Source organism: Proteinivorax hydrogeniformans (assembly GCF_040515995.1).
Classification (GTDB): Bacteria; Bacillota; Proteinivoracia; order Proteinivoracales; family Proteinivoracaceae; genus Proteinivorax; species Proteinivorax hydrogeniformans.
This window is the reverse complement of record NZ_CP159485.1, coordinates 1,005,910-1,028,292: the sequence shown is the minus strand read 5'-3', so window position 1 is coordinate 1,028,292 and position 22,383 is coordinate 1,005,910. Positions and strand designations below refer to the sequence as shown.

21 protein-coding genes and 1 CRISPR repeat array are annotated in these 22,383 nt (G+C 37.1%); of the genes, 1 reads left to right on the top strand and 20 read right to left on the bottom strand.

Annotated elements, in window-relative coordinates:
* Window positions 1–29: 29 nt before the first annotated feature.
* The 6 genes from PRVXH_RS04840 to PRVXH_RS04815 all read right to left on the bottom strand — a co-directional run bounded on the left by PRVXH_RS04840 (window position 30) and on the right by PRVXH_RS04815 (window position 5,284).
* The gene (locus PRVXH_RS04840) at window positions 30–758 is read right to left on the bottom strand and encodes a M23 family metallopeptidase (RefSeq protein ID WP_353894184.1); all 729 of its coding nucleotides are present in this window, start codon (window positions 756–758) and stop codon (window positions 30–32) included.
* Between the two features lie 112 nt (window positions 759–870).
* Window positions 871–1,026, bottom strand: coding sequence for a hypothetical protein (locus PRVXH_RS04835; protein ID WP_353894183.1), 156 nt, complete (start codon window positions 1,024–1,026; stop codon window positions 871–873).
* Window positions 1,027–1,211: 185 nt separating this feature from the next.
* A complete protein-coding gene (locus tag PRVXH_RS04830; RefSeq protein WP_353894182.1) occupies window positions 1,212–2,990 on the bottom strand; it encodes a DNA mismatch repair protein MutS in 1,779 nt (592 codons plus the stop codon).
* A gap of 182 nt (window positions 2,991–3,172) precedes the next feature.
* Window positions 3,173–3,334, bottom strand: a complete 162-nt coding sequence (locus tag PRVXH_RS04825; RefSeq protein ID WP_353894181.1) for a DUF3787 domain-containing protein — start codon at window positions 3,332–3,334, stop codon at window positions 3,173–3,175.
* An 85-nt stretch (window positions 3,335–3,419) separates the two neighbouring features.
* Window positions 3,420–5,036, bottom strand: a complete 1,617-nt coding sequence (locus tag PRVXH_RS04820) for a radical SAM protein (protein ID WP_353894180.1) — start codon at window positions 5,034–5,036, stop codon at window positions 3,420–3,422.
* Between the two features lie 17 nt (window positions 5,037–5,053).
* Window positions 5,054–5,284 (bottom strand): hypothetical protein, encoded by a 231-nt coding sequence (locus PRVXH_RS04815; RefSeq protein ID WP_353894179.1) that lies wholly within the window; start codon window positions 5,282–5,284, stop codon window positions 5,054–5,056.
* A 236-nt stretch (window positions 5,285–5,520) separates the two neighbouring features.
* Here PRVXH_RS04815 and PRVXH_RS04810 point away from each other — a divergent pair, with 236 nt between their 5' ends.
* On the top strand, window positions 5,521–5,682 hold the full coding sequence (locus tag PRVXH_RS04810; RefSeq protein WP_353894178.1) for a hypothetical protein: 162 nt from the start codon (window positions 5,521–5,523) through the stop codon (window positions 5,680–5,682).
* A 171-nt stretch (window positions 5,683–5,853) separates the two neighbouring features.
* On the opposite strand, the gene PRVXH_RS04805 is transcribed toward PRVXH_RS04810, so the two are convergent.
* From PRVXH_RS04805 to cas7c, 14 genes are all read right to left on the bottom strand, one after another.
* On the bottom strand, window positions 5,854–8,949 hold the full coding sequence (locus tag PRVXH_RS04805; RefSeq protein WP_353894177.1) for an efflux RND transporter permease subunit: 3,096 nt from the start codon (window positions 8,947–8,949) through the stop codon (window positions 5,854–5,856).
* 1 nt (window position 8,950) lies between these two features.
* The gene (locus PRVXH_RS04800; RefSeq protein ID WP_353894176.1) at window positions 8,951–10,222 is read right to left on the bottom strand and encodes an efflux RND transporter periplasmic adaptor subunit; all 1,272 of its coding nucleotides are present in this window, start codon (window positions 10,220–10,222) and stop codon (window positions 8,951–8,953) included.
* Between the two features lie 341 nt (window positions 10,223–10,563).
* Window positions 10,564–11,256, bottom strand: coding sequence for a zinc metallopeptidase (locus PRVXH_RS04795; protein WP_353894175.1), 693 nt, complete (start codon window positions 11,254–11,256; stop codon window positions 10,564–10,566).
* A 3-nt stretch (window positions 11,257–11,259) separates the two neighbouring features.
* A complete protein-coding gene (locus PRVXH_RS04790) occupies window positions 11,260–11,469 on the bottom strand; it encodes a helix-turn-helix transcriptional regulator (protein ID WP_353894174.1) in 210 nt (69 codons plus the stop codon).
* A 10-nt stretch (window positions 11,470–11,479) separates the two neighbouring features.
* Window positions 11,480–11,968 carry a DUF2975 domain-containing protein gene (locus tag PRVXH_RS04785; RefSeq protein ID WP_353894173.1) on the bottom strand — a complete coding sequence of 163 codons (489 nt, stop codon included), beginning with the start codon at window positions 11,966–11,968 and terminating at the stop codon, window positions 11,480–11,482.
* A gap of 130 nt (window positions 11,969–12,098) precedes the next feature.
* A complete protein-coding gene (locus PRVXH_RS04780; protein ID WP_353894172.1) occupies window positions 12,099–12,791 on the bottom strand; it encodes an ABC transporter ATP-binding protein in 693 nt (230 codons plus the stop codon).
* A gap of 3 nt (window positions 12,792–12,794) precedes the next feature.
* The gene (locus PRVXH_RS04775) at window positions 12,795–14,240 is read right to left on the bottom strand and encodes an ABC transporter permease (protein WP_353894171.1); all 1,446 of its coding nucleotides are present in this window, start codon (window positions 14,238–14,240) and stop codon (window positions 12,795–12,797) included.
* 943 nt (window positions 14,241–15,183) lie between these two features.
* Window positions 15,184–16,101, bottom strand: a complete 918-nt coding sequence (locus PRVXH_RS04770) for a hypothetical protein (protein WP_353894170.1) — start codon at window positions 16,099–16,101, stop codon at window positions 15,184–15,186.
* A 16-nt stretch (window positions 16,102–16,117) separates the two neighbouring features.
* Window positions 16,118–16,474 carry a hypothetical protein gene (locus PRVXH_RS04765; protein ID WP_353894169.1) on the bottom strand — a complete coding sequence of 119 codons (357 nt, stop codon included), beginning with the start codon at window positions 16,472–16,474 and terminating at the stop codon, window positions 16,118–16,120.
* A 251-nt stretch (window positions 16,475–16,725) separates the two neighbouring features.
* On the bottom strand, window positions 16,726–17,163 hold the full coding sequence (locus PRVXH_RS04760) for an ATP-binding protein (RefSeq protein WP_353894544.1): 438 nt from the start codon (window positions 17,161–17,163) through the stop codon (window positions 16,726–16,728).
* 19 nt (window positions 17,164–17,182) lie between these two features.
* Window positions 17,183–19,392: direct repeats of the CRISPR family, unit length 32 nt; unit sequence ATTTCAATCCACGCACCCACATGGGGTGCGAC.
* A 168-nt stretch (window positions 19,393–19,560) separates the two neighbouring features.
* Window positions 19,561–19,851 carry a CRISPR-associated endonuclease Cas2 gene (cas2, locus tag PRVXH_RS04755; RefSeq protein ID WP_353894543.1) on the bottom strand — a complete coding sequence of 97 codons (291 nt, stop codon included), beginning with the start codon at window positions 19,849–19,851 and terminating at the stop codon, window positions 19,561–19,563.
* A gap of 8 nt (window positions 19,852–19,859) precedes the next feature.
* Window positions 19,860–20,891 (bottom strand): type I-C CRISPR-associated endonuclease Cas1c, encoded by a 1,032-nt coding sequence (gene cas1c / locus PRVXH_RS04750; RefSeq protein ID WP_353894168.1) that lies wholly within the window; start codon window positions 20,889–20,891, stop codon window positions 19,860–19,862.
* The gene (gene cas4 / locus PRVXH_RS04745) at window positions 20,888–21,547 is read right to left on the bottom strand and encodes a CRISPR-associated protein Cas4 (RefSeq protein WP_353894167.1); all 660 of its coding nucleotides are present in this window, start codon (window positions 21,545–21,547) and stop codon (window positions 20,888–20,890) included. Before cas4 ends, cas1c begins: the two co-directional genes overlap by 4 nt.
* Window positions 21,534–22,373 (bottom strand): type I-C CRISPR-associated protein Cas7/Csd2, encoded by an 840-nt coding sequence (cas7c, locus tag PRVXH_RS04740; protein WP_353894166.1) that lies wholly within the window; start codon window positions 22,371–22,373, stop codon window positions 21,534–21,536. Before cas7c ends, cas4 begins: the two co-directional genes overlap by 14 nt.
* Window positions 22,374–22,383: the final 10 nt, after the last annotated feature.

Genomic DNA, 22,383 nt, shown 5'->3' with positions numbered 1-22,383 from the left:
GTTTTCTCGATATCTGAGAAAACCTTTTTTTATCCTTCTAAGTCCTTATAACTGCAGTCAATCTTTATCTTATCCCCTCTAATTAAAAATTCACCGTCAAAAAGCATCGGCACTGGTTCTTTATACCATACGTCTTCTTTTGTCGCTTGAATATGCAAATGGGGAACTGTGGACATACCTGATTTGCCAACCTTAGCTATCGGCTGACCCTGTTTAATTTGTTGCCCTTCATTTACCTGAATGCTTCCTTCTTTTAAGTGGAGCATTGTTACCATCACACCTTTAGCTTCAATTACTAAGTAATTACCCATATGGTTTTCATCATCCCGTTGACCAGGTGGCATGTCTTGATTGCCATCCTCAACATAAGCTACTACTCCATCAACAGGGCTATATATTGTAACACCAAACATTGTAAAATCTTCTAGCGTACTTGGATTACTCACATCCCTATCTATACCAGCTTCGCCGATCATATGAATATCAACAGCATAGCGCATAGAAGAGTAAATACCCAAATCTCTATACCTTTCATTCCAGTAGTGGTAGTTTTGCGACTGATGATGTCCTCCTTGGCTGATATAGTACGTACCACCTGCTTTAAAGGGAAATTGTACATATAATGGATCTCCAACATAGTATCGACTAAAATCTTCATCAAACCCTTGTTCATTTGAAGCACAGCCAAAATTAATAAATATAGATAATGCAAGCACCAAAGCTAGACATACGTTTCTCCCCAGTCTTTTTATAATCATTTGCTAATCAATTCCTTTTTATTTTAATTATAAATTATTTAATTTATTTTTTTGTTAACAAATATTAAATTTCCTATAACAAAAAAGGTTGTCATTTTGACAACCTTTTTTGCTATTTGTTTCGACACCTTTTGCAAACCTTTACCGGCTCTTTGTTTAATTCATTATCATAAAGCAACTTAATCCCTGTGGTCTCACACACAGGGCAGGTACCCCTTCCTCTATTAGGCTTATCTATGATGCCTCTACCACGATTTGATTTACCCATCTTTTTCACACTCCAGACTTTATTTTCGTAAAACTCTTATCATATACTTTTCACATTTTTAGCACAAATATTCTAAATTCATACATTTCTAAGAGATAATTGGAAACAAACTATTAAAGGCTCATTGCTCAAATAAAAAGAAGCTGTCTCATAGTAGGAATATTTTCCTACAGAGACAGCCTTTTTTACACATTTATACCCATTTTTTTCATTAAGTACTTTGCATTAAATGTCTGAGATACACCACTTCTAAGTTTATAGTCAAATCTAATATCTTCATTGACATAGTGCTCCGTAAAGTGATAATTTTTTAAAGCAATTTCATTTTCTAGCTCAGCTAGCTCCAGATCATGAGTGGATACTAGCCCCATGGCCTCATAAGTGTAAAGCTCTTTAATCAAAGCTTTTGCTCCTGCATGACGATCCTTTGAGTTTGTGCCTTTAAATATTTCATCTAACAAAAACAACACCTTATTCCCCTCTTTAGCTTGTTGAAGGATAGTTCTTACCCTTTTAAGCTCGGCATAGAAGGAGGATACATTACTATTTATATCATCTTGCACTCTCATAGATGTTGAAATTTTCATCGGTGAAATCCTAAAATCTTTAGCGCATACATTGGCACCGCAATAAGCTAACAAAGAGTTAAAGCCTACAGTTCTAAGGTATGTACTCTTTCCTGACATATTAGAACCTGTTATCATAAGTATCGGAGATTTAGGCCCTATAAAAATATCATTGCCCACTCTTTCGTTTCTGTCTATTAGTGGGTGCCCGACATTTTGCCCTTTAACTTGTGGTTTTTTTGTCAGCTGGGGAGTTACCCAATCACTATTTTCAAAGTTCAGTACAGCAAAGGAGCTTAGCTCATCAAAGCTTGCAATAACCTCTAAATAAACGTCCACTTTAACGCCGTGTTTATCTTTCCAATTATTAAGCCCCAATATACAATGAGTATCCCATAAAGTTAGTATGTTAAAAAGAAAATACCACTGTTGAAATCTAACTGAAAGCAGCGACATTACTTTTTCTAACCGTCTAAGTTTGTCGCTGGCTTTTCCTTGACGAGCCATCCTGTTTTGAAGATTAGATAAAAGGGGAGACTTAAACTCATAGCTTTCTATCATCTCTAACAAATATGCATTAGCAGCTATTTGATCTTTATATCTTCCTAATCTCTGAAGTTGACTTCCCGCATTTGAAAAGATAAGAATAGCTATCAAAGTTTGAAGTATAGCAGCTATAGCAAATGGCGCAAGAACATTGGTGGAATAGGAGATATAAGCGGCCGCCAAAGTCAATATCGGGAAAAACTGTAACAACGAGTATATAAAAGTGCTCGCTGTCTTTTCTTTTGTCCATTCTATCAAACCTTTTGGATCTATTAAGGTTTCTTTAGAAAGCAATCCATAACCTTGCAGGTTTTGCCTAAAATCTATGTTCTCAGCTAACTCTTTTATTGCATCCTGCCTCATTTTTATCAATTCTATATCCTGAGGTGGATTTTTTAAGACCTTGGCAAACTTTTCTCTTCCAAGGAATGTTGTGGTTGTATTTATCCACTGATACAATGAGTTCTTACCAAATATATCTAAATCATATGTAAAAAAATGATGTTCATCAACATAATCATCCCCTTGGTCTTCAAAGCTTCTCCAGTTGCCTTTAAGCCTTTCTAGTCCTTGGTTGTTCAGATTAGCTATAACTTCTAAATACTTTTCTTTCTCCTTAACCCGCCCGTGAATTACAATAAAAACTATAAATAAAATAACAAATGCAAGTCCTATAAAGTTTTCAAGTCCAGCAATCTGGGGGAAAAAAAGCGGTGAAATAAACCCAAACACAGCTAGCAAAGCTGATAACAACCTCAAGTTGCTAAAAAAAGAACTTTTTTTCTTCTGATTTTTATAAAGCTTAAAATACTTTTTGTGCCGATTTTTATAAACCTTTTCCGCGCTTTCCAAAGTTACCCTCACTCCTTTTAAAAACGTTATCTAACACTAACTTCTAAAGTTTATTACTAACGCCAAAATAAATTACCTATAAAAGGTATTATACACGCTTTTAAAGCTAGTTGGCAAATAAAAACTTTTTTACAGATAAGAATATATCAACAAATGGCATCCCAAAAAAGGATGCCATTTGGCTATTTCTCGTTACTATCCACCCATTCTTTCGCATTTTTTACTTCTGTTTCGTTTGGTAGATGAACTCTAGAATGGGCTTTTATTCTTTCCCTGTTATTTAATGGAGCATTCTGTTGGTTTTCGATAGGTCTACGCAGTCTATCTCCTTTTTTCCCTTTCACCTTAAATTACCTCCTTAAATAAACCAGGATATTATTATATTTTGCTATTGAAAACATTTATATTCTTAATCATTTTTTTTGCACCTTAATAAGCAATCAAACCTCTAATGTTTTTAGCATCATAGTCTGGCAATATCCGCTTTAAATCACTTTCACCGTTTATCTCATGTTTGTTTATAAAAATTTTTGTAGCCCTAGTTTTGCCAATGCCAGGCAGGGACTGTAACTGGTCGATAGAGGCATCTGTGATTTTAAGTCCTGTAAGTACACCTGTCAGCGAACGATGACCGTAGTCCACAATTTTTACATCTACTTTATCACCTATTGCAAAATCTCCGTATACACCTACTAAAATAGGGTATGTTCCTAACTGTCGTCCAAACCCTAGCTTTCCTTGTACCTTTTCAATAATAACGTCTTTCATTAAAGTGCCTGTTGGAAAAACTCGCTTAAGCATTGGTTTATTTATCGTTTCGTTTATCTTCTCTTTATACTGCTTAAACTTGTACGCATTAACCTTGCTACTTTTATATACTCTCAAGGGGTTAACCTGGCGAATATTTATTCTTCTAACCATCAAATTTTCTTCATAAATTCGACTTAAAAAATCATAGTTTTTGGCCATAGTCTGCTTAGACTCACCTGAAAGTCCATGAAGAAGATTAATACCTGGAAGTAGCTTTGGTATTCCCCCTTCTCTAAAAGCACACACCTCATTCATTATTTTTATAGCTTTAAAAGTTTTTTCCACATCGGTTCCAATGTTGTTAGCTTTAAGAACTTTTTCATCAGCAGATTCTAGACCAAAGGCCGCTGTATCTCCCGGCGTATTATACTTTGCTATGGCCTCTAAAGCTTGTTTGGAATGAGTGGGGTAGTCAGCTATAGTAGCAGGGTTTATATTGTCCATGTGTAACACCTTTAAATCAGGTGCTACCTCTCTTATTCCTTTATAAAGTTCTTCGATAATCTCAGGGTTTGGAATTAAGCTGTTTTTTTCCTGCTTAGCACCAAAAAGCAAAAGATCTGTTTGAGCTCCTAGCCTAAAGTTTCTGTTCCCCTGACTATAAAGCCTTTTAACCTCCTCAATTATCCCTTTAACACTTCGTTGATATGTAACCTTTTTTAGTCGTTCGCTACAAAAAGAACAGTGACTCTGCCTGGGGCAACCTCGGAACGTTTCTATTTCGCAAACAAGCTCCGGAAAGTTAGGATGCAGCCTTGTCACCTCTGCACCGACTTTTGCCCAAGTATCTATAATTTCTTGGGGTGTTTCTTTTTCTGTTATATCTATATCAGTTAATAATTTATATTCTAAAGCACCTGGTATTTCCCAGGCAACGTGGTCAACCTGCTCAAAATTAATATCGACATTTACTATAGGCCCACTTAGAACTACTTTTCCTTTAACAACGCCGGCGTAATAGTCAATCTCCTTTAAAGCTATAGGTTTTCCACCTAGATATTTACCAGGTACAGTTGTACCAGAGATAATGGTGACCATATCCATAGTCTTAAGCTTTTGGACGATGTCATCATCCTCCCGAAGCTGATCGATGGTAAAATAGTGTATTTTATCTTTTTTAATTCCCGCTTGCATGTATCCACCATATGTATATCGAACATGAGGAGCTATATATGGAGGAACCCCCAAACAAGATGGTTCATCGAGGTATCCATCTACGATTGCAACGTTCGTCATATTAAATTACATCCTTTCTAGCTTTCTTTTGTCCCGGTGTATGTAAAGGCTTGGTTTGACATTTTTATAAATTCTCCTTCATCTGTTCCCACAGCATTCCCACAGCTACACTTGTATTGACGGTCTTCCTTTTTCAGGTTATAAATCTTTTTGATTCTAGTTTTGTGGCTTTTAAGTAATTTCCCCTTGCCAATCTTATGATATTTATAAAGTTTTGTTTTGCATTTGGCACACTTAATAGTTAGCATATCCACACCTCACAAACTTTCCAACCTCGTATAAATTTCCTTTCGACAAAGCGCTCTCTATATCCTTTATAAATAAGGTTAAACTTCAGTAAGTAGTGGGCCTTAATGCTCCTAAACGTGCCACTTCGACACAGTAAGACAAAAACGCTTAATTTTTTTAAGGTAATATGTTACAATGATACCTAAAGTAGTATTATAAGAAACTCTTGCGCCAGTAAATCAGGGGGTAATAACTAATGGTTAAAAACGAAAACTCAGTACGAAAAGTAATTTGTGCCGCATCACAAGCTCTAACAATGATAGAAGAAGGCATCTGCATTGAAATCGCAGTAAAAGAAGTAAGCGAGTTATATCAAGTTAACCCCAAAGAAGTATTAGAATTTATTCAGCCTGAGTAGATAAATACCATTAAAGGAGCATCGTAAACCACGGTGCTCCTTTTTTTAGTATTAACAAAAACAAATATAACAACTCTAATCGATTAACATAAGTTTTTAGCTATGTAAATAAAGTAATTATTAAGTACCTAAATGGGTTATCTCCACTTTGAGATAACCCATTTAGTATTTTTATAAGTTAGTTGCTTTGTTGTTCTTGTTTGACGCCTTTTTAGCCATCCATATTTTAAAATCGTCTAAAATGCTGTACATCACCGGAATTAAAACTAGTGTTAATACAGTCGATACCGCTAACCCACCGATAACAACTGTAGCTAGTGGAGCTCGCACCTCTGCTCCCTCTCCTACAGAAAACGCCATCGGAAGCATACCTAATATGGTGGTTAAGCTGGTCATTAAAATAGGTCGTAATCTTGACTGCCCTGCTTCTAACAGAGCTTTTTTACGCTCCATCTTCTTTCCATGATATAACTGGTTTGTATAATCAACCATAACAATGCCGTTATTAACAACTATACCAGCTAGCATAATAATACCAATAAATGCTATTATACTAAGGCTCCTATTTGTAATAAGCAGCGCCGCTATGATACCTACGAACGTTTGAGGCAAGGTAAACATGATAATAAGTGGGTAAATCAATGACTCAAACTGTGCTGCCATAACCATAAATACAAGCACTATCCCCAGTATTAAAGCCAGTATCAAACCATCAAAGGCATCGACCATTTCTTCATATGCTCCGCCATATTCAAGGATATAACCATCGGGTATGTCAAGCTTATCAACTTCCTCTTGTATCTCCTCCATGGCAGACGATAAATCTCTATCTAAAAGCTGAGCGGTTACATAACCAGCTCTTATCTCGTTTTCCCTCTGTATCGCTCTTGGGGCGGTGGTTACTTCAAAGTTTGCCAATTCCCTAAGTGGAACAGAGTAGCCTAATGGGCTAGGAATGCTTAGATTTTGGACGTTAGGGATATCTACATCGTGATGATAATCCATCACCATCCCCACTTGATATTCATAACCGTCTTCTCTAAAAATTGTTACAGTTTCACCTGTCATGGCGAAATTTATAAATTCCCCAACCTGATAACTTGTCAGACCATGACTTTGCGCCCTCTTATGATCGATCTCTATGCTAAGTTGAGGTAACTCTTCATCAAAGGAGGTTTCCACCTCTCTTATTCCATCTACTCCCTCAATTGCTCTACCAATCAACTCAGTTTGTTCCTCTAAAATCTCCAGCTGATCTCCTCGTAGTATAATTTCTACATCATCACCGACACCGCCGGACATGTCCATAACAGATACTGTCATATCTACCCCCGGTCTAGGAGGAACAGTTTCCCTTACTTCTTCTGCCACCTCAAAAACCGATTGATTTCTGTCCCTTAAATCTACTAAACTAACATCTATTCTTCCTCCTGCGCCACCAAACAAATCAAAAGCTCCACCAGATCCAACCTCTGTAGAGATTAGGTCAATTTCTTCTATTTCCTCTAAATAACTTTCCACTCGATAAACTTCATCTTCCATTTCATCAAAGGTTGTTCCCGCGGGAAACTCAAAAGTTATAGATAAGATACCAGCATCCATCGCTGGTAAAAACTCAAATCCTACAAAGGAATATAAAAACACACTAAATACCATAAAAAGTACAAACAGCGCCACAACAGCTTTTCTTTTTGATAAAGATGTTTTAAGCAAGTTTTTATACGTCAATTTAAGCCTTTCCAGCGCTTTATCTACTTTCTGAGAGAACTTATTTTTTTCATTAACATTCATACCCTCTGGTATAACTTTAACAGTTAACACCGGCATAATAGATATAGCTACTAAAAGGGAAACAAATAAAGAAAAAGTAACTGTCCACGCTAAAGGTGCGAAAATAATACCTGCAATTCCATCCACAAATATTACTGGTAAAAAGGCAACAGCACTTGTAATGGTTGATGCTGTTATCGCCCCTGCTACTTCTTTACTTCCTTTTTGGGCCGCTAACGTAGGCTCTATGCCTTTTTCTCTTTTACTGAATATATTTTCTAAAATTACAACAGCGTTATCCACCATCATACCGATACCCAACGCAAGGCCACCTAGTGTGATAAAGTTTAGAGAATCACCTCGCAAATATATAAGAGCAAAGGTACCAATTACCGATACAGGTATAGCAACGCCTACTATAACAGTCGCCCTAAAGTTGCCAAGAAAAATCCATAAAACTATCATAGCCAGTATAGCTCCAACAACACCGGCTTCTATCAAGCTATCAATAGCTTCTTCAATGAACATACTTTGATCAATTACAACTTCAAAGTTAACGTCACCAGCAAGCTCTCCTTCTAACTTTGCAATTTCCTCATGTATTAAGCTTGCAACTTCAACCGTGTTCGCATCGTTTTGCTTCCTTATACCTAAAGATATAGTTTCTTCACCATTAATAGTAGTTATAGGCTTTTGCACTACCGTTTTATCTTCGATATAACCGACATCTCCCAAAGCAATTGGCGTCCCTGATTTATCAGAGCCAATAAAGACTGACTCGATGTCTTTTAATTCATTAAATTGTCCTAAAACCTGCAGGACATATTCCCTTTCTCCATCGACTATAGTTCCACCTGAGACGTCAATATTTGAAGCTTGAACAGACATCGCCACTTCTTCTACAGATAGCCCGTATTTATCAAGCTTGTAAGGATCAACCACTATGCTTATTTCTCTTTCTTCTCCGCCAGCTACATCAACCATTGCTACCCCTTCGATTCTCTCAAGACGGGTTTTGACTTCACCGTTTGCCATCTCTGTTAGCTCTTGATAATCTAAATCACCAACCATACCCAGTTGTATGATTGGCATCATGTCAGGGTCTAGCTGCATAACCATCGGTGAAGATATGTCGCCAGGAAGATGCCCTAAAACCATATCTACAGTTTCACGGGCTTCTAAGGAGGCAAATTTCATATCTGTCCCCCAGTTAAAATCTAGAATTATTATACTTCTTCCTTGCTGTGAGATGGAGTTTATCTCATCTAAACCGTCAAGGGTAGATAAAGCTTCCTCCATCGGCCGAGTAAGCATCGTTTCCACTTCTTCGGGACCTGCCCCGTCATAATCCATCATTACAAGTAAAACAGGAAGATCCATCTCTGGATACAAATCAACAGGTATCATCGTAAAAGATATAACACCTAAAAGCAAGATAATGGACACTACCATTAGCATTGCAATGGGTCTTTTTATCCCTAAGGAAGACAAATTCATTTTATTTATCCTCCTTCACAACTTCTACTTCTGTGCCATCTTCTAGCCGAGAGATTCCTGCAACCACTACCTTATCTCCTTCATTTAATCCTTCTACATGCACAAGACCATTTTCAGAAATCCCTGTAGTTACAGGCTTTAAATGAACTAAGTTATCTTCATCTAATACATAAACCATATCTTCATCATCGTCTGTAACTATTGCATGCCTAGGCACGGCCAGTACATCGGATTCGCTAGCTATAGTTAGCTGGATTTGAGCATTCATGCCTACCTTTAAATTATCTATGCTTTCATCTAGGATTATGTTGACAGGATAAAATCTCCCACCATCCTCGGGCATGACACCAACTTCTGTAATAGTCCCACTGACTTGTTTATCAGAAATAGCAGGAACTGTAACCTTTGCCGAATCACCCTCTGCTAGCTTCACTACATACTGTTCTGAAACAGATGTGCTTACATGTACTTTACCCTGGCTGACAATTACTATAGCTGGTGTTATTGGGTTTGCTGTGTCGCCTTTTTGAATGCGCACACTTAAGATTTCCCCTCCAGAAGGCGCTTTTACATAAGTTTTCTCGTATTCCTTTTCCGCTCTTTCTAAAAGACGCTCTGCCCACTTAACCTGTTCCTCATAAAACGCTTCCTGTATATCTTTGTTATCATCTTCTTCTATAGAATCAACTAACTCCTGTGCTCTTTCTGTCCTTCGTTTCGCCAGGTCGTAGCGATCCTCAGCCCTTTCTAACTCCCTTTTGTCTATTTCACCTTCTTTGTAATCTTCTTTGGCTTCTTCTAACTTTTGCTTTTGCTCCTCCTCGTACTCTTTAGCTTCATCTAAACTTTCCCTTGCCGATTGTAACGACCAGTTTTCCTCTGTTTTAGCCTCTTGAAGATTGTTTCTAGCATCTCTTAATTCCTGCTTAGCTTCTTCCACCCTTTCTTTTTGACTAGAGTTTTCTAGCTGGAACAAAAGCTCATCTTTTTCTACCATATCTCCTTCTGTAACCAAAACTTTTTCAACAGTTCCAACAGTATCTGGTGTTACCCTCCAGTCGTTTTCTGGCACAAAAAAGCCTATGGTATTAAAAACCTCCTTCAAATCCATCGGCTCTAACTCTTTAACCTCAACTAACGGCATATTAGATACTTCGCCTGCGTTAACGACCTTGTCATCGTCTTTATTCCCCAAACTAATAAGTAATAAGATAGAAATAAGGACAAAACTAGCTAAAGCTACAATTACGCTCTTTCTTTTTAAAAAAACCATTATGATAGACCCCCTAATGTTGGTAAAAACCTCTCCTTACTATAAATAAAGAAAATAAGCTTGATTTATGAAAAAATATGAAAAACACTTACGAAAGTGTTTTTCATATTTTATTTTAAAGCTATTTAAATAACTTTTAATCCGTCGCTGCTATCCATAAGACAACACGCGTTCCTAAGTCATACCCTTTTACCCATACAATTACCCCTGATTTGTCTATGCTTTAAAATTTACCCTTAATTTTAAAGCTTTACCCGCACCTCAATTTTATCATTACTTTTATGAACATTTCAATCATATCTTCTCAAACCTTCTATTAATTCGTCTTTTACCCAGTAAATCTAACGGTGTCTTCTATTTCTAAGTGCAATAAGCCTAATTAGCTGTGCTACTGCTGTGGCCATTGCAGCTACATAGGTTAAGGCGGCAGCATTTAACATTTGTTTAACTCCCGGACGTTCCTCGGAAGCTATTATGCCTGAAGAACCTAAAAGCTTTACAGCCCTGCTACTAGCATTAAACTCCACCGGCAGAGTAACCACCTTAAACAAAACAGCAGCTGAAAATAAAATAATTCCTATATTCATCATGGTATAGCCAGTTTCTGCAAAAAATAATCCAGCAACTATAAAAATCCATGCCATAGATGACCCAAACATGGCTATAGGAAAGATTGCATTTCTCAGCTTAAGTTGCGAATATCCTTGGGCATGCTGAATTGCATGGCCAACCTCGTGCGCCGCGATACTGACTGATGCTATGGATGCTCCATTATACACCTCCCTTGATAGCCTCACCTTTTTTTTAAGTGGGTCATAATGATCTGACAAATGCCCTGAAGTCAATTCAACGTCAACATCGTAAATCCCCTGCTCTTTTAAAAGTTGGTCAGCTACCTGGTAACCGGTGTATCGATTTTTGGTCAATATTTTGGAGTATTTTGCATACGCAGACTTTACCTTCCCTTGTGCAATAATGGTTAGTAAAATCGCTGGAATTAAATAAATAATGGTGGTATCAATTGGAAAAAACATCGTTTATTCCTCCTTTTTATACTCTAGCAAATCTCCAGGTTGGCAATCTAACTCTCTACAAATTGCCGCTAAGGTTGAGAACCTGATAGCCTTTGCCCTGTTATTTTTTAAAATTGATAAATTGGCATTAGTTATATCAACCTTCTCCGCTAATTTAGTTAAAGACACCTTGTTTTTTGCCATTACTACATCGAGATTAACAATAATCGGCATGGACTCCCCCCTAAACTGTGAGATCGTTCTCTTCTTTTATGCTTTTAGCTACGGAAAAAATCTCAGATAACACAAAAGCCATACATCCCAAAATTAGAAACATGAATATGCCCATCCTACTTTGGTACCCTTCCCCTAAATATGCTAAAAGGTTGATTTTAGGATAGTCAACAAAAATGTTGAAGATATCCCTTAGCAGTGTCAAAAATGCCATAAATATTGCAAAGATACCTATATTCTTAAACCCTGTTATGTTTTGATCGGTAAACGGCTCTTTTTTTAACACCGTCTTTATGATTTTCCTTAGCTCCCATATTATTTTTAGAATTATTAAATGGGCTATCACAAAAAATAATACGCCTACTATACCTTTGAGAGATATTGTTAAACTAAGGGTGGCTATTCCAAACCCCACTGACGTCACAAAACTAGCAATGACAATAAACCATAAGATATTTAATAAGAAGTTTAAGGTTTTAGCAGCTAGTTTATGTTCCAAAATTATACCCCCTTCTTACGTACCTTCTACGTCAAATTATACACTTTTTCTTATCGAATTACAATATGTTTTTATGTTTTTTCGATATATTTTTATGCAGTATCGATAAGTTTTTATTCATAAATGTGCACTATTTTTTTCGTTGTAGTCTTCCATTTTCTAAAAGATATGCTATATCAGCTTCTTTAGCCACTTTGTCATCATGGGTAACAACAATTACACACTTTCCTTTATCTTTAGCCAGTGTTTTAAAAACTTCCAATACCTCTTGAGCTATTTTATTATCTAAATTACCTGTGGGTTCATCTGCTAAAACTAAATCTTTTTCCCCAACTAAGGCTCTTGCAATAGCTACCCGTTGTTGTTGACCTCCAGAAAGCTTTAAAACCCTTCGATTAGCTTGACTTTCATTTAGGCCAACCTCTTTTAATAGATCTAGGGCAAGCTTTTCATTCTTTGGTAGCCCCATTATCCCCATTGCGGTATAAATATTTTCAATGGCAGTCATATAGTGAATCAGGTTAAAGTTTTGGAACACCATAGCCATGTTATTTTTACGATAACTTTGTGTGCCAATTTTCTTTATATCTGTTCCCCTATAAACTACTTCTCCTCTATCAGGATCTTCTAAGCCACCACCTAAAGACAATATAGTAGTCTTACCCGCCCCGGATGGTCCCAAAATTGCGTAAAATGTTCCGGGATAAAATTCCATGTTAAAGTCTTTTAACACTAACACTTTTTCACCCTTGTCTTCATATCCAAAACTTACATTTCTAAACGACAACACGCTTTCCTCTGCTATACCCTTGTTTGTCAACATATACTAATCACCCCTACTTAATATTGACTTTGGACTATATCTCATTAAATTACTCATAGGAACTAAAACAGCTAACGTCATTAGGCCTAAACTTAATACCATGATTTTTAGTTTTTCAAAAAAAGTCGTTCCTATCTGCAACTGATCTATCGGCTTTATATCATCGGCGCTAGATCCTGGCGCCCTATTTACTCTGGTAATCACTCGCTCTTCTAACATTTGGCCAATAGTCTCTACTTCATCGTCTGGGTCAAACTGCCTATCCATCAGCCGATTACCTAAATGTTGCGAAGCAAAACCACCTACTATAAACGCCATGAATATAGCAACAACTGCTACAACTAACATTTCAAATAAATATTGATAAATGATTTTTTTCTTACTCTCACCTAGAGATAGTAAAACACCAGTTTCATAATTACGTTCTTTAACCCAAAGCATAAGTACTAACGATAAAATACATATACCCGCTAAAACTGTTATCAATATTACCCTTTTCGCCAACGAAGCTACCCTCTCGGCTGGCTCCACCATATACCTATATGCTCTTTCATTTGCATCTAGCTTAAAGTTCTGCCAATCAAATGGATATTGTTTTGAGTCCTCGATAAATACATCGACATTTTGCGGTTCGTCGATATAATATACAACCCTGTCTGTTCCCAAAGATGGCAAAGTAAAGCTCATGCCAGCAGCTGTTACCTCATTTTGCCGCAAATTAACCGCTACATCATAAGGTACATATATCCGATTGCTAGGACTAATAAGTGAAAACTGTATACCATACTGATTTAGCCTACTAGACAGCCTATTTTGTTGGGCCTGGTAGATCCCCACTATCTCTAAGTCGTAAACTAGCTGATTATCAGCACTTTTTACCTCAATAGTGTCGCCCACAGTTAAGTTATTCTTATTTGCTAGCTCTTGTTCAATAACAGCCACTTGACTGTATTTGTCTTCAAAAGTTAGATGACGCCCTTGGCTCATATGAAAATAACTGTCATCAAAAAAGTTTAGTAACTCAGTGTTATCGACACCAACCATCGCTAAATTAGGGGGTGCTAACTGACTGGATCTAAAGTCTAGCTCGTTATTAAAAATTGATGAATCACCCACTACCTCTATTCCCTCACCAACTCCATAAGCATATCCAATGGAGTTATGATAAAGAACATTTTCATGCTCTGCAAGTAGCGCTGCCTCCTCTCCATCGACAATTTGAGGAGCAAAATCTTTTTTTTCATCTAACACAGCACCTTCAAAATCATAGCTCAAAGTAGCATAACTTCCTAAAGTCTCCCTGGCTAATACACTGGCATTTTCAGTGGCATAAATTATATTCATGCCTACAACAACCAAGCTTAAAATAATAGTCATGATAACTAGCATAGTTAAGTTTTTACTTTTTCTCCTACCTACCGAAAGCATAGCTCTGTTAAAAAAGCTCATCAACCCAAACCCCTTTCCTTTATTCTTTACTTTGTTAAAAAACACTGTGGCCAAACAGTAAAAAACAAAAACCACTAGAAAATCTTTCTATAAATATATTATACATATATTTTATTGATTATCAATATATTTTTATGTATATTCAATGTTTTTTTATGTATAAACAGTAAATGTATATTGATAAGTGGAAAGGTGATTAGTAATATGAGGTCGGAGGTTAGTAATTAAACCTGCGAACCTAAGACATTATTTGGCCACGGTAAAGATTACGATACTAGCTACATGCTGGGTCCAAGCCCGTTCAACTAGTGCTGTTACTTATGGAAAGGCCCTGTTTAATTCGCTTTGTACATTCCACTTTACTAGCGAGTCTACTTCTAGTAGTAATTTTATTTTTAACTATAATGACTTCTGCTGTAGCACTGCGATGCTCCCTTGCAAAACTTTTATTTCCATTGTCTACTTGACAGGGGGCGGGTCAGAAGAAGCGGATTTAAAGCATGCCCTTTGATCCGGCAGAATAAGCAAATTTATACATTTTCGCGGCCAATTGTCTTTAGTAGTGATAATTAGTAATATGAGGTCGGGGGTTAATAATTAAACCCGCGAACCTAAGACATTATTTAGCCACGGTAAAGATTACGATACTAGCTACATGCTGGGTCCAAGCCCGTACATAAAAGTATCCATATTGGAAAAACCCTGTAAGATACAAGCCATAATAACCAAAAAGAGCCTCCCATCCATCGATAACATCACTTTCAGCTTCTCACTTTCCACCTTCTACCTTCCACTTTCAACTTTATTGTAAGCAAAAAACTCCTGCGGTTCTATTTAGTAAAAAATGGTTCCAATCATCAAAATTGATGATTGGAACCATTTTTATTGCCCAAAATCCCTCAATGCTTTTAATGGCCTCTATCCCCATTAAAAACCTGCGCAGCTATTTTTTTCTCTCATCGGCTATAGATCTTAGCCAGTAGAGATTGTTAGAGTGTCTCACGTTATACATTAAATTTATTGTTTCTAAGCTATAATTATTTTCTAATAGATAAATAATCCGACTTCTTCTAATCTCTTCTACAGTTAAACTGCCCACATTAATACCCTCACAAATTATCGCATTCTGTCTGAAGACCGTCATAAGTGCATGACTTGGATTAATTAGATATTCTTCTATCTTGCCCCGGCCTACATTTAAAGGTTTAATAAGATATTCACTTTCCTTATATTTCATCCTTCTTATTCTACCATTCTTTAATGTTAAATAGTAGTCTGTCTCTTTTAAACATCTCTTTATGTCTTCAACAACTTCTTCATCTTCTATTCTATGCACTCGGTTTTTTAAATTTAATAATACAATAACCTTCTCTTCGGCAGTCAAGGTAAACTCAATATCCGACTCTTTTATTAATTTAATTTCCTCATTACTCAATCCTTCCCATGCAAGCTCAAATATTAATTTATCTCTAACATTCCCTTCAATTCCATCTTTAGTCACTGTCAACTGATTTTTAATATACCTATTCTGTTCCAAACTCAGTATAGATTCATTTAGTTTTCTCCTATCTATTAAACTGAATAGCTCCTCTTGAGATATATAATAAGTTTTAGCTATTTTAATGTTCTCTTCACCTGCTATATAATTATATAAATTCCTTAAAAACTGTACATATTTATGCAAACTATTTGGAGAAGTGGCCTCAAAACTTTGCAAATAATATCTTAAGGCATCATCATTCCACTTAGTAAAACAGCCATGTGTGTTTTCAACTTCCTGAATATGCGAATAGATATATTTTCTGTCGGTGATATCATTGTTCCTACTTAGAAACTGGGCCTTATATTTAGCACTTAACATAACTTAGCCTCCTTTTTTATTTAATAAACATAGCTAGTAGTTCTTTAAGCTCTGATATTTCTTTTTTAAGATTGAAAATTTCTGTATTATTCTCTTTTGTTAGTGCCGTTAGTTTTTTCATCTCGTCAGAAGTGGCATTATCTTTTGCTTGTCTCTGTTTATCTAATTCTTTTCGGAATACATTTATGACATTTTCCACTTCTTTTGTCCCCAGTTCACTATAATCTTTTTCTTTTAACATACTATTTATTAAACCTTTAATACCTGATATACTCCTAGTTCTAATCAATCCTTGAAATATTTTTTGTTTGTAATCATCCCCCTCATATTCTCTCATAAATTTTTCTAACTCTTTTACTTTAACTTCTTTCATGGTTCCCCCTCCTTTTGTTACTTTTAATTATTTATTAATAATTTATATTTAATTGCCTGGCCGTAAACTATATCTTTAGCTCAAATATTACAAAGCTTTGATAGACTTTGTTAGCAATTTGTATTTCAATCCACGCACCCACATGGGGTGCGACCTAAATCAACCTGTGTAACTTTTCTGATAGTGTTTTTGGCAATAGGAAAATACAAAAAATGGCCAAGAAAAATGCAAGTACAATCCGGTTGTTAATTTTAACCTTGCTTCATTAACGCATGCTTCTTTCTGTGGCTTTCTCTATCGAAAAATAATAAGTGTGAATGATGAACTAATCGGTCAATTATTGCTACTGTTAACTTCTCGTCAAACAAGAAATTTTTCCAGTACTTAAACTCCATATTAGTAGTAATTATGATGCTTTTTCGTTCATAGCAAAAACTGATAACTTCAAATAAAAGCCTAGATCCCTCTTGATGTAGAGGCAAATATCCCCATTCGTCTAATATTAATAAATCAGCTTTTTCTATCTTCTTCATTAACTTTTCATGAGAATGTTCTTCTTTAGCCTTCACTAATTCATTAATCAGGGAGTGTACTGTGTAAAACAGAACAGACTTCTGATTATTGATTGCCATGGTTCCAAGAGCAATACCTAAATGCGTTTTACCAGCGCCAGGTCCACCATAAAAGATTAGATTCTCCTTGTTTTCAATAAAGTTCCACGCACCCACATGGGGTGCGACCCTGAATCATTTTGGAATGGAGACCCTGAACAATGATTTCAATCCACGCACCCACATGGGGTGCGACCAGTTTGCAATTGACATAGCAAAATGGAAGTTATATTTCAATCCACGCACCCACATGGGGTGCGACATAGGTTTCACCTCGTTTTGACTTAAATTCATTATTTCAATCCACGCACCCACATGGGGTGCGACTCAATTTGGTACAGATTATTTTGGCGACTTAATATTTCAATCCACGCACCCACATGGGGTGCGACTTTAAAGAGCGACTTAAAAACGATATAAAAAAGCATTTCAATCCACGCACCCACATGGGGTGCGACACTTATAGATGATGATAACAATTTAGTAAGACCAATTTCAATCCACGCACCCACATGGGGTGCGACTTATGTGGCAAAGGCTCGCCAATTAGATCTAGTATTTCAATCCACGCACCCACATGGGGTGCGACACCGAAATCTAGCAGAAAAGGATATAGGCATAATTATTTCAATCCACGCACCCACATGGGGTGCGACTTTTTGGTATCTTTCTATATAAAGACTTAAGAAAATTTCAATCCACGCACCCACATGGGGTGCGACACAACTGCAGAGGACACAAGACTAAAAGATATGTTATTTCAATCCACGCACCCACATGGGGTGCGACGAGGATGTGGAGCTTAATATCCCTAAGCTTCGAATTTCAATCCACGCACCCACATGGGGTGCGACTTTAACATTGGGGACGAGATTCTGAATAAAATTAAATTTCAATCCACGCACCCACATGGGGTGCGACTAGTTTTTCGTAAAGCATATCATATGTCTCCTTAATTTCAATCCACGCACCCACATGGGGTGCGACTAACTGTTTAAATGTGTTAGATGTTGACACAAGTATTTCAATCCACGCACCCACATGGGGTGCGACCCAGGAATTTGAAAAGTGGGCTTTACCTAGCAAATTTCAATCCACGCACCCACATGGGGTGCGACTGTGGAGATGGTTTTTAAGTGGTATTCCACCGGAATTTCAATCCACGCACCCACATGGGGTGCGACCTTCACCGCTCCAAATGGTTAGTTCGCCTAATTATTTCAATCCACGCACCCACATGGGGTGCGACCCTTCTGCATCGAACCGCTCAACACGTTTAATCTATTTCAATCCACGCACCCACATGGGGTGCGACTTAGAGTTTAAAGGTGATAAGGTTGAAAGATACAAAATTTCAATCCACGCACCCACATGGGGTGCGACGATGTACATGGGTTAGCTGATAAAGTTATAGAAATTTCAATCCACGCACCCACATGGGGTGCGACATTGTGTAGTCTGAAAAATCGAACCTTGCAATGGTATTTCAATCCACGCACCCACATGGGGTGCGACCTTCCATAAATACGCTGGCGATAATTTAAATATATTTCAATCCACGCACCCACATGGGGTGCGACTTTAGAAATGTAAAAGAATCTTATGTGTTAGGGTATTTCAATCCACGCACCCACATGGGGTGCGACGTAGAAGGTCATACGGCTAAGTTCATGTCTGAAAAATTTCAATCCACGCACCCACATGGGGTGCGACGCGATAATCCCTTCTATATAGAGGTACAGCTAACGATTTCAATCCACGCACCCACATGGGGTGCGACGAGGTGCTAGTGCCACTAAACCCAGCATACCGAAATTTCAATCCACGCACCCACATGGGGTGCGACATACTACAGGCTGGCCATAGTAAGTGCTTTTAGATTTCAATCCACGCACCCACATGGGGTGCGACGCAAAGACTATGACACCAGTAAACTTTATATTAGAATTTCAATCCACGCACCCACATGGGGTGCGACATGAGGTAGAAGATTTCTTAGACTACTGCATGAATATTTCAATCCACGCACCCACATGGGGTGCGACGCTGCTGGACCTAAAGTGCGATATAACAGCAAGATTTCAATCCACGCACCCACATGGGGTGCGACAACCTACGCTACTTCAAGGTGATTAAGACAGATATTTCAATCCACGCACCCACATGGGGTGCGACTATACTACAGGCTGGCCATAGTAAGTGCTTTTAGATTTCAATCCACGCACCCACATGGGGTGCGACCAAGGGGACAGAGAAATAGGCCGGCACACAGTATATTTCAATCCACGCACCCACATGGGGTGCGACTGCGTTTTTGCCTTAAAACAGCCTCTTTTTAAGGCAAAAAGTAATTTTTCAATATTTATTTCTCTTTACATACTTCTTTTTTTATTAATGAAAGTTAAATAGTTATATTTTTTTCTACTATTAGGTGTGCGAATCTTACACTGATTTTATGTGCGCTTTACTCTCGCACTATATAATTATCACTTCTTCCATATTAACTACTTCTTTAGTGCCAATATGCTCAACTTTACCTTTATAGTTATCTCCTAATCTATAAACCCTAAGGCTATCCTCTTTTTCGTTAATAACAGCATTCAATTCATATTTCAATTGCTTAAGTTTTGTTGAATCCACGATGCATTCGAATACTGAATTCTGTACTCTAATCCCATATTTTTGACAAGTTTTTGCCACTTTCCTTAAGCGTTTTTTTCCCCCTTCACTGGTGGTGCTAACATCATAAGTTATAACAACTAAAATGGTCTCACCTACTTCCACAAAAATGGCGGATATTCATCTAAATCTCCCCTTAAGTACCTAGCTAATAACATAGCTTGAGCATGCGGCACAAGTCCCCAAGAAATTTTTTCTCCTAGGTAAGGATGATTAATTTTATCTTGTTTCCTTTCTTGCCAGTATTTTAGAAACTTTTTTTTACACATATCTGTCATTATAATAGCTCCGCTTTCTTTGGTTATAAAATCTTCTTCATTTACAATCTTTTTGTTAATCAAAGATATTACAAAACGATCTGCAAAAATCCCTCTCATTTCTTCCATAACATCCAAGGCTAGTGAAGCTCTCCCTGGTCTATCCCGATGTAAAAATCCTACATATGAATCTAAACCGACACTTTCTAAAGAAGCTGCTACATCGTTTGAAAGTAAAGTATAGGCAAATGAAAGCATAGCATTTACATTATCTAGAGGAGGTCTTCTGCTTCTTTGGTGGTAAAAGAAACTTTCCTTTTGCTGTAATATCAGTTCATCTAATAACTCATAATAGATAAGAGCAGCTTGCCCTTCATACCCTCGAAGCAATTCTAAGTCAGTCACATTTCTAACCTTTATTAAGAGTTGTGAAAGATTCTGCGAAGCCTGTTTAAATTTGTTCACATCCACCCTTAAAGGGTAGTCCCTTGTTGCCCGCTCGATACTCCACTTATTATTATATATTTTACCGATAATAAAGTTTGCTGCCAATTTTGCACTTTTAGTTTCATGATCAGATATACGGTATTGAGCCTTTCTTAACAACACATTACCCCTACTTTTACCAACTACTTTGGCCAAAAATCTGCCACTTCTGTTTAAAAAAACAATGGAAATCCCCTGTTCAGCACAAAACCCCATTAGTGCTGGGCTTGCACCACTGTGCCCAAATGTATAAATTGTCTCTAAATTGTGAAGAGGTAGCTGGGCTAATCTCTCTTGTTCCTTTAATACCACAACATTCTCTCCGTTTAAAGCCAAGTACACATCTGGGCTGGTCACAAACAGAGTGTTCAATAACTTTTTCATCCTTTAATTTTCCTTTCAATGTAGCTACTGGCTGTTTGTTTATTTAATAATTTTGGTAAGCAAATGTTTTGTAGCGAACAACTATTGCAGTGCTTTCCAACTTTTGCTTTAGGTGTATAACCTTTGTTAAAATACTGATGCATCTCTGAAACAAGGTCCTTTATTTTAGTTTTGTAATTTCCACTAAGGGGTACTTCTACCCTTCTTTTTATTTCATTGTAAAAGATATACCCCTTATCTATTTGACATACTAACATTTCCTCTAAGCACATTGCTTGAGCTGCCAATTGTAAAGTGTCAGCTTTGTCAGTTTTAGGTTTCCCCTTCTTGTATTCAATAGGTATGGGGACGTATTTTTTCTTCGACCCTAAAACCGAAATACCATACTCATCTTCTATAAACTCAACAACATCACAAACTCCGGTTATTCCTAGTTCTTTAGATTGTACAGGTAGTGATCTAATAATAAGCTTGTTCTTCCGTGTTTCTTTAATTAGAGGTTGATCAACTTTTCGATGTATATGGTTGCCCTCCACAGTTCTTATATTTTCCTCCCACTGCTGTTCAACGTGTATTAAAGCCCATTGCCTTTTACAGAATTGAAAATGTTGAATTCCTGATAACATGAGAAAGTTTTCTTCATTATTTTCCTTCATAAACTTTTACGTCTAGTCCTTCTAGCTTATTTAATTTAATAATTATATCATCATAGGATTTTGGCTCATCATTTTTTAACTTCAATGATAGTGAACGGTGTACTTTGCCTGATGAGTATTGTCCTAGTTTAGAATTATGTTCCCACCAGTATACATTATGAATTTCCATACTCCCGTCAGGCCGAGCAGATGAAGCATCATTTTCAAATAATGTGCAGAGAGCATCTTTGATTTTATCAGCATCATCTTTAGTAAATTTGGTTTTTTCTGCTAGCTGAGTATTGATGCTTCCATAAAAGACATAAACGCCGAAGTCAACACGGTGCTTAGTGCCCATAGTATCCGAAGACTTTTTATTTGAAGTGGTAGAGTTTACACTTTTGGTTATTTGAATACTTGATATGTCAACTGGATGCAAGCTAACAGCTGGATGAATTGAGACAGGCCCCCTCACTCCTACCGAAGTGGAGCTATCACCTTTAAAAGCAAAAACCTGCCCAAAAGTTCTCACATCAGTCCAGGTTTTGCATGCTATATCATGATATTCATCTTTATCTTTTGTTTTTTTCAACTCAGTAACTGAATCTGCACGCTCCTTTAAGCTTTTAAAATCATCATTCTTCCTTTCATCTGATTGCACAAAAATTGGCTCACCTTTATCTTGAAGTCGATTTCTTATCTTTCTTTTTAAGCATACGTCGGATACCTCTCCATAACCCTCAAAGTTTTGACGAGGCCTATTCCCATTTAAAGGATCTCCATTGGGGTTAGCATTTTTTACTGAAAATACCACAGCAAAGTCAATTTTGTAATCTAAAATAGACATTTTAATTTCC

Bases quoted from the DNA above. Each gene is read 5' to 3' on its own strand.
- cas7c (WP_353894166.1), bottom strand. From the start codon at position 22,373: ATGTCTATTTTAGATTACAAAATTGACTTTGCTGTGGTATTTTCAGTA.
- PRVXH_RS04775 (WP_353894171.1), bottom strand. From the start codon at position 14,240: ATGAGCTTTTTTAACAGAGCTATGCTTTCGGTAGGTAGGAGAAAAAGT.
- PRVXH_RS04765 (WP_353894169.1), bottom strand. From the start codon at position 16,474: ATGAAAGAAGTTAAAGTAAAAGAGTTAGAAAAATTTATGAGAGAATAT.
- PRVXH_RS04795 (WP_353894175.1), bottom strand. From the start codon at position 11,256: ATGTTTTTTCCAATTGATACCACCATTATTTATTTAATTCCAGCGATT.
- PRVXH_RS04810 (WP_353894178.1), top strand. From the start codon at position 5,521: ATGGTTAAAAACGAAAACTCAGTACGAAAAGTAATTTGTGCCGCATCA.
- cas1c (WP_353894168.1), bottom strand. From the start codon at position 20,891: ATGAAAAAGTTATTGAACACTCTGTTTGTGACCAGCCCAGATGTGTAC.
- PRVXH_RS04780 (WP_353894172.1), bottom strand. From the start codon at position 12,791: ATGTTGACAAACAAGGGTATAGCAGAGGAAAGCGTGTTGTCGTTTAGA.
- PRVXH_RS04815 (WP_353894179.1), bottom strand. From the start codon at position 5,284: ATGCTAACTATTAAGTGTGCCAAATGCAAAACAAAACTTTATAAATAT.
- PRVXH_RS04840 (WP_353894184.1), bottom strand. From the start codon at position 758: ATGATTATAAAAAGACTGGGGAGAAACGTATGTCTAGCTTTGGTGCTT.
- PRVXH_RS04800 (WP_353894176.1), bottom strand. From the start codon at position 10,222: ATGGTTTTTTTAAAAAGAAAGAGCGTAATTGTAGCTTTAGCTAGTTTT.
- PRVXH_RS04805 (WP_353894177.1), bottom strand. From the start codon at position 8,949: ATGAATTTGTCTTCCTTAGGGATAAAAAGACCCATTGCAATGCTAATG.
- PRVXH_RS04835 (WP_353894183.1), bottom strand. From the start codon at position 1,026: ATGGGTAAATCAAATCGTGGTAGAGGCATCATAGATAAGCCTAATAGA.
- PRVXH_RS04790 (WP_353894174.1), bottom strand. From the start codon at position 11,469: ATGCCGATTATTGTTAATCTCGATGTAGTAATGGCAAAAAACAAGGTG.
- PRVXH_RS04820 (WP_353894180.1), bottom strand. From the start codon at position 5,036: ATGACGAACGTTGCAATCGTAGATGGATACCTCGATGAACCATCTTGT.
- cas4 (WP_353894167.1), bottom strand. From the start codon at position 21,547: ATGAAGGAAAATAATGAAGAAAACTTTCTCATGTTATCAGGAATTCAA.
- PRVXH_RS04770 (WP_353894170.1), bottom strand. From the start codon at position 16,101: ATGTTAAGTGCTAAATATAAGGCCCAGTTTCTAAGTAGGAACAATGAT.